Source organism: Chitinophaga sp. (assembly GCF_036569125.1).
GTDB lineage: Bacteria > Bacteroidota > Bacteroidia > Chitinophagales > Chitinophagaceae > Chitinophaga.
In genome coordinates, this window is sequence record NZ_DATCRF010000706.1 from 1 (window position 1) to 11,649 (window position 11,649).

The following is an 11,649-nucleotide window of genomic DNA, read 5'->3' on the forward strand; positions in this document are numbered from 1 at the left end:
GGCGTACATTACATTGGCGCTTTGGGAGAAGGGCGTAACCTGGAAAAGATATTCCGCTACCTGGGCATTATGGACAAGCTGAAGCTGCAGCGCCTGGACCTGGATGGCTTTGACCGTATTGCCTTTAATGGCGACCCCACCGAGTACCGCATGGCCCAGGGCTATGATAATTTTATTGCACAGCTGTTAAAGGAGTTTCCCGGTGAAAGAAAGGCCTTACAGGATTACTGCCATGCTATGCAGGATGTATGCCGCCGTTTTCCCCTGTACAACCTGCGCATTGGCAGCTTTGCCGAAAAGCAGGAGGTAATGAATATTGATGCCAGCAGCTTTCTTAAACAGCTCACCAATAATGAACGCCTGCAGAATGTGCTGGCAGGTAATAATATGTTATATGCCGGTGTGCGCGATAAAACGCCTTTTTATGTACACGCGCTGGTGGTGAACAGCTATATTGAAGATTCCTGGAAATGTGTGGATGGCGGCTCGCAGATAGGCAAGTGGCTGGCCCGCGCTATCCTGGAAAATGGCGGGAAAATTTACCGGGATACCATGGTGCAGCAGATCGTAGGGGAGGGGAACAAGGTTGATCATATTACGCTGGTGAACGGGCAGCAGGTAAAAGCCAATTATTTCATCTCCAACCTGCACCCTTCGCAAACTATGGCTATGACGGAAAGCGACCTGATACGGGGCGCCTACCGTACCCGTATCAACACCCTGGAAAATGCCATTGCGCCTTTTGTGCTGAACATTGTGCTAAAGCCCCACACATTCCCCTACCTGAATTACAATTACTACTATCACCAGACAGAGGATGCCTGGGAAGGCATTGATTATACGGCAGATACCTGGCCGCTTACCTATAGCCTGTTTGCGGCCGCCAGCTCGCGCCATATGCCTTATACAGACAGCCTTTCTATATTAACGTATATGCGTTATGATGAGGTGGCGCGCTGGCAGCATACTTTTAATACTACCTCGCAGGAACAGCACCGCGGCGATGATTATGAAGCGTTTAAACGGGAAAAGTCGGAGCGGCTGCTGGATGTGGTAGAGCAGAAATTCCCGGGCCTGCGCAACAGCATTGCTACCTGTTACGCCGCTACGCCGTTATCGTTCCGGGACTACCTGGGCACGGCCGATGGCAGCCTGTACGGCGTGCAAAAAGATTATAAAGATGCGTTAAAAACCATGATCACACAGCGTACCAAGCTAACCAATTTGTATCTTACCGGCCAAAATTTAAACCTGCACGGCATTCTGGGAGTTACCATCAGCGCGGTGATGACCTGCGGGGAGATCCTGGGGCTGGACTGGCTGCTGGAACAGATAAATGAAAAGTGAAAAGGCAAAAAGTAAAACACTTTGTCTTGCTCCTTTTTAATTTTTAACTTTTAATTTTTTCTTTTGAAAAAGGGTTGGAGAAAACTGGGACGGATATTATTGTACATAACAGGCGTCTTCCTGTTACTCATACTTATTTTGGTGATCTATGTGGTAAGTGTATCACATATTGATCCGCCGCAAATAGCGGATAAGAGCGCATTACAGCTGCAGCGCAAACAGATCGATACCTCCTGTTACACCATCGGCAATAACTGGTTCCGCAAAAGCAACAGCGGCTTGTACGAAATGTATATTGAAGGCAAACCCTTTGAACGCGGTGTTATCTACGGTAAATTATCGGCAGAATTAGTGAAAAGGCAGGAGGATAATTTTGTGGACCAGATCAAGAAAATGATCCCCTCACAATCTTACCTGCGTTTCCTGAAATACTTTGTAGGCTGGTTTAACCGCAACCTGGCAAAGAATATAGCAGAAGAAAATAAGGAAGAGATCTACGGCATTTCTTTTTCCGCATCGGATAAGTATGACTTCATAGGCAGCAACTATGAGCGGATCCTGAATTACCATGCCGCGCATGATATAGGACATGCCCTGCAGAACATGATGCTGGTAGGCTGTACCTCTTTTGCCACCTGGGATGGCCGCTCAGCCGACAGTAGCCTGATCATAGGCCGCAATTTTGATTTTTTTGTAGGCGATAAATTTGCCGAGGATAAAATAGTGGCCTTTTATCATCCGGATAAAGGTTTCCCCTTTATGATCGTAACCTGGGGCGGCTTTACCGGCGCAGCTTCCGGCATGAATGCACAGGGATTGACCGTTACCATTAATGCAGATAAAAGTGAGATCCCTACCGGCTCCGCAACCCCTGTATCGCTGGTAGCAAGGGAAATATTACAATATGCCAGCAACATTCAGGAAGCATGGGCCATTGCAAAACGGCATAAAATGTTCGTGTCGGAATCTTTCCTGATAGGCTCTGCCGCCGATAACCGCGCCGCCATCATCGAAAAAACACCGGATGGCATGGACATGTACGACCCGCATAGCAATTTTATTACCTGCACCAACCATTTCCAGGGCGATACCATGCGCAGGCTGGCCTCTAACATACAGTGGATGAAGGAAAGCGCCAGCGAATACCGCTATGAACGTTTGTCGGAGCTGCTGCAGGAGAGCGGGCCTAACACCGTACAGAAAACTGTGAACATCCTGCGCGACCGTTACGGACTGCATAACCAGAATATAGGCATGGGTAATGAAAAAGCGGTGAACCAGTTCATTGCCCACCATGGTATTGTATTTGAACCGCAAAAACGGTTGGTATGGGTATCCACAGCCCCCTGGCAATTGGGTAAGTTTGTAGCCTATGACCTGAACAAGATCTTTGGTATGCATGGGTTACAGGCTAATCATGAAGTGTATGACAGTGCGTTAACCATTCCTGCCGATCCGTTCCTGCAAACCCCGGATTACCAGAATTTTCTTACTTTCCGTCACCTGAAGTCGGAGATCATGGATGGTAAGGAAGTGGATCTGCAGCAGCTGGTAGCCTCCAACCCGGAGTTTTATCATACTTATGTGCTGGCGGGCGATTATGCATTCAAACACAAACAATACGCTGCAGCCAAACAATATTACCAGACAGCCTTAACAAAAGTGATCGCCACTAAAGGAGAGGAAGATCATATACGGAAACAGCTGGAAAAATGTGAGCATCCATGATCTATGGCATTGGCACCGATATCGTTGAAGTAGATCGTATAGCGGCTAAAGTAGCCAGGGGAAAGGCTTTCCTGGATATGGTATTTACGCCGCATGAAATAGCCTATTGTGAGCAGCAGGCCGGTTCAGCTGCGGCGGAAAGTTATGCCGCCCGTTTTGCGGCCAAGGAAGCATTCCTTAAAGCCATGGGCACAGGCTGGGGCCATGGGGTTATTAATTTTAACCAGATAGAAGTGCGCAATACTGTATTGGGCAAACCGGAATTGTTCCTGTTAGGAGAGGCAGCAGCCCATTACACGCAATTAAATATTCAAAAGATCCACCTGTCGCTGTCGCACATTAAAACTGCCGCAGTAGCCATGGTTATTATAGAAGTATAGTTATGTACATACCAGATATAGAATTGCAATCCACAACTGCTATCCGGCAGTTCCAGGAAAAAGAGGTGCTGCACCTGATCGGTTATCTGCGGCAGTTCTCGCCCTTTTATAAGGAATGGTTTGCAACACATGGCATTACATCCGCTACTGTAAATAGTTTGGGCGATCTTACCAAAATACCGCCGGTAACCAAAGAGGAGCTTCAGCAGCGCAACTGGGATTTTTTATGTGTGGACCGCAGCAAGATAGCTGAATACACTACTACTTCCGGCACCCTGGGCAAGCCGGTGATCATTCCGCTTACCGCCAATGACCTGAACCGTTTAAGCTATAACGAATACATTTCCTTTTGCTGCGCCGATGGTGCAGACGATGATATTTACCAGCTTATGCTCACGCTGGACCGGCAGTTTATGGCCGGTATGGCTTATTATACGGGCATCCGCAAGCTGGGCGCAGGCGTGCTGCGCGTAGGGCCGGGCGTGCCTTCCCTGCAATGGGAAAATATACAACGAATACAGCCCACCACCATTGTGGCAGTACCTTCGTTCATATTAAAGCTGATCGCTTTTGCCAAGGAGCATAACATTGATATCAATGCATCTTCTGTAAAAAAAGCAGTGTGTATAGGCGAGAACATCCGCCAGGTGGATTTTTCGCTGAATGTGCTGGGCAAAAAGATCACCGAGCAGTGGAACATTCAGCTGTATTCCACCTATGCCTCTACGGAAATGCAAACGGCTTTCACAGAATGTAAAGCCGGCCAGGGTGGGCACCACCATCCCGAGCTGTTGTATGTGGAGCTGCTGGATGATGAGAACCAACCCGTAGGCCCTGGTGCAGAAGGCGAAGTAACCATTACCACCCTGGGCGTGGAAGGCATGCCCCTGCTGCGTTACAAAACCGGCGACATTTGCCGTTATGAAACCTCGCGCTGCAGCTGCGGGCGTAATACCATCCGCCTTTCCCCGGTAATTGGCCGTAAAAAGCAAATGATCAAATACAAGGGCACCACTTTATACCCGCCTGCTTTGTTTGACCTGCTGAATGAAATGGAAGAAGTAAAAGAGTTTGTAGTAGAAGTATTTTCCAATGAAATAGGTACGGATGAGATCCTGCTGCACCTGTGGCCGGTTTCTGAATCTGAAGATACAGACCGTAAGATCCGCTCTTACCTGCAGGCCAAGCTGCGCGTAATACCGCAGGTGCGGTATATTTCCCAGGCAGAGATCATGAAAATGCAGTTCCCGGAAGGCATGCGGAAACCGATGAAGTTTGTGGATAACCGGCAGCCCTAAAACACAAAATCCGCAACCCGTTCCGGGTTATCCAGCTTGGTGCTCTTCCGCACATCTTTCACCACCACATGCATCATATTGATCTGCTCGGGGTGCTCCGTATAAAGAATATCATTGATGATATGCACCTTTTTTACCCCTGCTACGCCCTTTACTTCCAGAAAGCACCAGGCGGCATCTTCCTCTATCTGGTAGCCTAAATAGTGCAGCGCCAGGGGTTTACCATCAATTACGATCCGTAAATGTTTGCCCAGGTAATCGGCTATCAGGCCATCCACGGCCTTACGGTCGGCAGGGTGCAGAATGTCTACCGGGGTTTTATATTCCGTTTTCAGGGTGCGTTCCAGGTCATCATAAAAAATGCGGCTGCTTACCTGTAGCTCCTGCTGGGCGGCATTATGTCTTATTTCTGTCACGCTCACATAAAAAGGGTGCAGCAGCATAGCCCACGCACCAACCAACCATTTACATAATATTAAGCCCACTTGACTAAAAAATTTTAATTTTAAACGGAGAGTTTATATAATTACCAAAATTAGACAAAATATAGGCAATGAGTGAATTCGGCTTGTATTTCCAGTTAGGTTGGCAGCATATAGTAGCGTGGGAGGGGATTGATCATATTTTGTTTATAACTGCCTTGTGTGCAGTATACCTGCTGAAGGAGTGGAAGAAGGTGCTGATACTGGTGACCGCATTTACCATCGGGCACTCCGTCACCCTGGCGTTGAGCGTGCTGGATATAGTGCATATATCCACGCCCCTGATCGAGTTCCTTATACCGGTAACGATCTTCATCACCGCTTTATTCAACATCATCCGCCCGCCGGCAGAAGAGCAGCAGCAGGCCATACAGCTTAACTACCTGTTTGCATTATTTTTCGGGCTTATACACGGCATGGGTTTTTCCAACCGACTGAAAAGCCTGCTGGGCGGTGGAGAGAACGTAGTAATACCCTTACTGGGATTTAATATAGGACTGGAATTCGGGCAAATACTGATCGTAATATGCGTATTGCTGCTGGCAGGGATCATTGTAAATATAACGGGGGTAAAACGCAGGGACTGGATCATGTTCCTTTCTTCTGCTATCTTTGGAGTTGCTTTTGTAATGGCAATTGAACGTTTTAAAGCATTATTTACATAGCAAAGGAAGTAAACAGCACCTGCACCTTAAAACAAAAATCTAAACCGCTAATGCAACCGGGCTAAAAGCCAGGTTCACCGGCCATTAATATACGAGCATGCGGAGCATACCGCGCAAAAATGAAATATTACGGATGAAAATGAAGTACTTATGGCTGCCACTCTTATGTTGCAGCAGCGCTTATCCTTTGATGGCGCAGGACGCTAATCCTAATGGATCTAACCATGGTACCCGCTTTGAGCAGCTGGGCACTATGATCCAGGACCCTAATATGTACCGCTCTGCGTCCGGCGTACCCGGTCCTAAATACTGGCAGCAGCGCGCGGACTATGATATTTCCGCCACCCTGGATGATGCCGCGCAAAAGCTCACCGGTGCGGAAACCATCACCTATTACAATAACTCTCCCGACCCGCTCACCTACCTGTGGCTGCAGCTGGATGAGAATGAGCATAATGCCAAAAGCGATAACCAGCATTTTGACGGCAGCCATATGTCCGATAAAATGTCAATGCGCGATGTAAATGGCTTACTGGGAACCACCAAGGACCTGGGCGTAAAGATCGTGAAGCTCACGGATGCCGGCGGCAATGCCCTGCATTATGTGGTTAACCAGACCATGATGCGGATAGACCTGCCTAAAACCCTGATGCCGGGCGAGCAGATAAAGCTGAAAATTGACTGGTGGTACAACATCTCCGACCGTATGACAGAAGGCGGCCGCGGTGGTTATGAATATTTTAAGGAAGATGGTAACTACCTGTACACCATGTCACAGTGGTATCCCCGCATGGCGGTGTACTCCGACTTCCAGGGCTGGCAGAACAAACAGTTCACCGGCCGTGGCGAGTTTGCCCTTACCTTCGGCAACTTTCATGTAAAGATGACCGTACCTGCGGATCATGTGGTAGGCGCTACCGGCGAATGCCAGAACTATAAGGAAATGCTGAGCGGCGCACAATTTCAGCGCTGGCAGCAGGCGCAAAGCGCTAAAGAGCCGCTGGAAGTAGTAACGCTGGATGAGGCTAAGAAAGGCCTGCAAAGCAAAGCTACCGCTACTAAAACCTGGGTATATGAAGCGCAGAACGTACGCGACTTTGCCTGGGTGAGCTCCCGCCGTTTGGTGTGGGATGCCATGGCTACCAATGTAGAGGGCAAAAAGGTAATGGCCATGTCTTATTATGGACCGGAAGCCTATCCTTTATACCGCCGTTATTCCACTAAGGTGGTGGCGCATACATTAAAAAGCTATTCCGCACATACCATCCCTTATCCTTACCCGGTGGCTATTTCCGTGGAAGCGGCTAACGGTATGGAATATCCCATGATCTGTTTTAACTACGGCCGTGCGGAAAAAGATGGTACCTATTCAGAAGCTACAAAGAATGGTATGATAGGCGTGATCACGCATGAGGTAGGGCACAACTTCTTTCCCATGATCGTGAACTCCGATGAGCGCCAGTGGAGCTGGATGGATGAAGGCCTGAACACTTTTTGCCAGTTTATGGCAGAGCAGGAGTGGGATAACAACTTCCCTTCCGGCCGCGGTCCCGCGCATAAGATCGTTGACTACATGAAAATGCCGAAAGATAAGCTGGAACCTATTATGACCAACTCTGAAAATATTATTCAGTTTGGTCCTAATGCTTATGCCAAACCTGCTACAGCCCTGAATATTTTACGGGAAACCATTATGGGCCGTGAGCTGTTTGACTTTGCCTTCCGTGAATATGCACGCCGCTGGGCATTTAAACATCCTACCCCGGCTGATTTCTTCCGCACCATGGAAGATGCCAGCGCAGTAGACCTGGACTGGTTCTGGAGAGGATGGTTCTTTGGCATTGAGCCGGTTGATGTGTCTATTGACAGCGTTAGATGGTACCGCCTTAATACACAGGACCCTGCGGCTGTAAGCAGCGATGATAAAGCCGCTTATGACCTGAAGGCAGATCATATTGCCCGCACCCGTAACCGTGCAGCAGGCGTGAAGTTTGCCGTGGAGCAGGATACCAGCCTGCAGGATTTTTACAGCAAATGGGACCGTTTTGCAGTAACGGATAACGATAAAACCAGGTACAGCCAGTTCGTAAGCAGCTTAACACCTGAAGAAAAACGCCTGTACGACAGCAAAAAGAATTTCTACGAAGTATCCTTCTCTAACGTAGGCGGCCTGGTATCGCCCCTGATCATTGAATGGACCTTTGCAGATGGCACCAAGGAAACAGACCGCATCTCTGCCTACATCTGGCGTAAGGATGAATATCATGTAACCAAGGTATTTGCAAAAGATAAAGAGGTGGTAGCCATAAAGCTGGATCCACAGCGGGAAACAGCAGATATTGACGAAACCAATAACAGCTGGCCGCGTGTAGCGCTGCCTTCCAAATTTGAGCTGTTCCGCCAGCAGGAACGTCCCAGAGGTTCCACTGCAGGGCCCAACCCCATGCAGCAGGCCAGGGGCGGACAATAAGAATGTAAAATGTAAAATTTCAAATTATAAATAATAAAGTAAAATGCTGCGAGTAGGCCTGCCTGGTTTCGCAGCATTTTACTTTTACATTTATCTCGTTCATAAAGCGTTTTCAGGGGCCTCTATGAACCTCCTTCGTCGGTTTGAATTTTTACATTTATGATTTTACATTCTTCCCGGATGGTTTATTTTTAAGAGGCAAAAATGGTTCACATTAAACTATGAAAAACGGATGAAGCAAATTTTCCAATGCTGCGCAGGCCTGTTACTGTTAGCCGGCAGCGCAAAAGCCGCTAAGGTAGATACGTTGAACATTATGAGTCCAACCATGCACAAAAGCTACAAATGCGTGGTAATAACACCGGAAGCTTATGATAAAAAGAAGAAAGAACGTTTTCCGGTAGTGTACCTGCTGCATGGCTATGGTGGTAACTACGCCAACTGGGTAAAAAAAGCACCGGCAATACAACAGCTGGCAGATGCATATGAGATGATGGTGGTGTGCCCCGATGGTAATACCGGCAGCTGGTACCTGGATAGCCCTGTGGATAGCAGCTGGAAGTTTGAAACCTACGTAGGAACAGAAATACCGGCTTACATTGACAGCCATTACCGCACACTGGCCGATAGAAAGCACCGCGCCATAACCGGCTTAAGCATGGGCGGGCATGGAGGTTTGTACCTGGGTATACGCCACCAGCAAACCTTTGGTGCAGCAGGCAGTATGAGCGGGGGAGTGGATATACGGCCCTTTCCCCAAAAGTGGGACCTGGCAAAACGTTTAGGCACGCTGGATGATCACCTGGATAACTGGAACAACTATACGGTCATTAATCAAACAACCCGTTTAAAGGATAGCGCGCTGGCGCTTATTATTGATTGCGGTGTAAAGGATTTTTTTATTAACGTGAACCGTAACCTGCACCAGCAGCTGTTGCAGCAGGGTATTACACATGATTATATTGAGCGGCCGGGGGAGCATAACTGGGATTACTGGTCTAACGCAGTCGTGTACCAGCTGTTATTCTTTCACCGGTTCTTCACCAAAGAAGATGTTAAATAAAAAAGTCCCGCCATTGTGCGGGACTTTTTTGTAACTGCTTTTGTTGCGATCTATGATTGATGGATAAATGGTTCAAGATTTTTAGAAAATGCCGCCGGTGGGAACACCAGCGGCTTTTTTCAAACGTGTGAAATGTAGATAGAGAGTAAAAGATCTTTATAGCTTATCCCACCACAGTCTTGTGCCGCCATTGTCAGGCCCGCCCAGCAGCTGTATGGCTTTCTGTACTTCGGCCTGGTTGGCTACATATTCCGCCTGCGGGAAGTTGATGCGTCTTATCTGTATAGTAGTGCTGATGGTACCGTTGCTCAGGTTATTCACTACCGGGAACAGCCTGGGATAACCGGTGCGGCGGAACTCAGACCATGCTTCCTGTCCTTCAGGGAATATGGCTATCCATTTCTGGGTGATCACGCGTTCCAGCTTGGTGTCAAAAGTGGCGCCATCATCCCACTTAACAGTAATGGCAGAAGGAGCAGGCGCGTTGTTGGCTGCATTCTTCGGATCCACATAAGCAGCCGGTTTGCTGACAGCATCATTCATATACTCGCTGGCCTGGTCTGCTACGCCCCATTGTGAAAGGGAAGTAGTGATACCTCTTTCATACAGCTCCTGAGCCGTACCGCCGGGATTGGCCCAGCTGCGCAGCGCAGCCTCTGCCCGCAGGAAATATACTTCTGCAGCCGTCATGAGCTGTAAGGGTGAGTTATCCCTGATGCTTTTTGTTTCCTTATAAGCCAGGGTGGAAAAACCGCTGTAACCCGGTTTGGCAGTAATGCTGCCGCCTATACGAATGCCTTTGTACTGGCCGGGATAATCAGATGCCGGATCAAAATATTTGCCGATACGCGGATCATGAAAACCACCCAGGTAAGATTCCATGGAAGCGTTCATGCTGATATCGCTCCAGCCGTCTTTATTGGTGATGGTATACAAAGGATGGCGTATGCCAAAACCGCTCACCATTACATTATCGTTATTGGTTTCCAGCAGGCCGCCGTTATCAGCCAGCGCTTTCTCACCCTGTGCTTTAGCCGTAGCGGGATCAGCTTTTACAATACGCAGCGCAAGGCGCAGGCGCAGTGAGTTGGCAAATTTTATCCATTGCTTATAATCACCGCCATAGATCATATCAAATTTTGCAAAGGGGGTGGCGCCTGGTTTGCTGGCTATGTATGCTTTCAGGTTAGTTACAGCCGTATCCAGCTCCAGGAAAAAACGTTTGTAAATGCTTTCCTGGCTGTCGTAGGCGGAGGTGGTGCCACCCTGGCCATATTGGCTGTAGGGGATAGGCCCGTAAATATCAGTAACACGGTGCATAGCCTCTACTTTCAGGATCAGCGCTACACCCCAGAAATCCGGCGCTACGGATTGTGCGCCCCTTCTCTTTACCTCTAAAATAGGCGCCATTACACGGTTATAAGCCAGGCTGAATGGAAAGCCGTTCCAGTCGTTTACCAGGGAATAGGTAAGGTTGCTGATGTTGCCGCGGAACGGGTTGGCCGACATCATGTAACCGGAGTACACATCTGCTATCAGGTTTTGCTGCAGCTGGTATTCCCAGGTGGTATTGTTATAGTTATAGTAAATGGATGATTGTATCTGGGGATAAAAACCGCCAATGAAGTTGAAGTCCGGCTTCAGTTGGTCTTCGGTAAGCCCCGTTGGATCTGTATTGTATTCCTCAAAATTCTTGGTGCAAGCCCCGGCGCCCAGCAATGCCGTTAATGCAACAAGGGCCAGTGCTCTATATTTATTGCTGATCTTTTTCATCTTCCTTGATTTTTTGGTGAGTTACTTAAAAGGTCACATTCAGGTTCAAACCAAAGCTGCGTACAGCAGGTAAGCTAAACACATCCACACCGGAGAGGCCGTTACCGGTTGACATAGTAACTTCCGGATCATAAGGCGCTTTCTTGTGGAAATAAGCCAGGTTGCGGCCTATCAGCGATAGCTTCAGGTTCTTAACAAAGCTGCTCTTCAGCACAGATGCAGGTAAGGAATAACCGATAGACGCTTCACGCAGTCTTACCACACTGGCGCTGTACACATACTGCTCAGTTACGCCTGCACGGCCGCCAACAGTGGTATACCATTTTTTAGCATCTATGGTGCTCACCGGTTTTTTATCAGCATCCACACCATTAATAACTACACCGCCGGCATCACGGGCATCGCCGCTGGCTTTGGATACACCATATTGATCCAGCATAGCC

The 11,649-nt window shown here is 48.4% G+C and carries 9 protein-coding genes and 1 pseudogene; 7 read left to right on the forward strand and 3 right to left on the reverse strand.

Annotation, left to right across the window (positions count from 1 at the left end; all coding sequences use genetic code 11):
* The 4 genes from VIM87_RS26215 to VIM87_RS26230 form a co-directional block, all read left to right on the forward strand.
* Window positions 1–1,347 (forward strand): all-trans-retinol 13,14-reductase (locus tag VIM87_RS26215; RefSeq protein WP_331999852.1); only part of this gene is annotated, 1,347 nt, incomplete at its 5' end.
* A 63-nt stretch (window positions 1,348–1,410) separates the two neighbouring features.
* Window positions 1,411–3,075, forward strand: coding sequence for a C45 family peptidase (locus VIM87_RS26220; protein WP_331999853.1), 1,665 nt, complete (start codon window positions 1,411–1,413; stop codon window positions 3,073–3,075).
* Entirely contained in the window at window positions 3,072–3,455 is a 384-nt protein-coding gene (gene acpS / locus VIM87_RS26225; protein ID WP_331999854.1) for a holo-ACP synthase, read from the forward strand. The genes VIM87_RS26220 and acpS overlap by 4 nt, the downstream gene beginning before the upstream one ends.
* A gap of 23 nt (window positions 3,456–3,478) precedes the next feature.
* On the forward strand, window positions 3,479–4,753 hold the full coding sequence (locus tag VIM87_RS26230) for a phenylacetate--CoA ligase family protein (RefSeq protein WP_331999855.1): 1,275 nt from the start codon (window positions 3,479–3,481) through the stop codon (window positions 4,751–4,753).
* Here the strand turns inward: VIM87_RS26230 and VIM87_RS26235 are convergent.
* Entirely contained in the window at window positions 4,750–5,196 is a 447-nt protein-coding gene (locus tag VIM87_RS26235; RefSeq protein WP_331999860.1) for a DUF6702 family protein, read from the reverse strand. The two genes, VIM87_RS26230 and VIM87_RS26235, sit on opposite strands and share 4 nt — an antisense overlap.
* 110 nt (window positions 5,197–5,306) lie before the next feature.
* Between VIM87_RS26235 and VIM87_RS26240 the strand changes: the two genes are divergently transcribed.
* From VIM87_RS26240 to VIM87_RS26250, 3 genes are all read left to right on the forward strand, one after another.
* A complete protein-coding gene (locus VIM87_RS26240) occupies window positions 5,307–5,900 on the forward strand; it encodes a HupE/UreJ family protein (protein ID WP_331999856.1) in 594 nt (197 codons plus the stop codon).
* 139 nt (window positions 5,901–6,039) lie between these two features.
* On the forward strand, window positions 6,040–8,370 hold the full coding sequence (locus VIM87_RS26245; RefSeq protein ID WP_331999857.1) for a M1 family metallopeptidase: 2,331 nt from the start codon (window positions 6,040–6,042) through the stop codon (window positions 8,368–8,370).
* Window positions 8,371–8,602: 232 nt separating this feature from the next.
* On the forward strand, window positions 8,603–9,433 hold the full coding sequence (locus VIM87_RS26250; RefSeq protein ID WP_331999858.1) for an alpha/beta hydrolase family protein: 831 nt from the start codon (window positions 8,603–8,605) through the stop codon (window positions 9,431–9,433).
* 156 nt (window positions 9,434–9,589) lie between these two features.
* Here the strand turns inward: VIM87_RS26250 and VIM87_RS26255 are convergent, their stop codons facing one another.
* The gene (locus tag VIM87_RS26255) at window positions 9,590–11,206 is read right to left on the reverse strand and encodes a RagB/SusD family nutrient uptake outer membrane protein (protein ID WP_331999859.1); all 1,617 of its coding nucleotides are present in this window, start codon (window positions 11,204–11,206) and stop codon (window positions 9,590–9,592) included.
* 25 nt (window positions 11,207–11,231) lie between these two features.
* Window positions 11,232–11,649 (reverse strand): annotated as a pseudogene (locus VIM87_RS26260) (SusC/RagA family TonB-linked outer membrane protein); the annotation flags it as partial.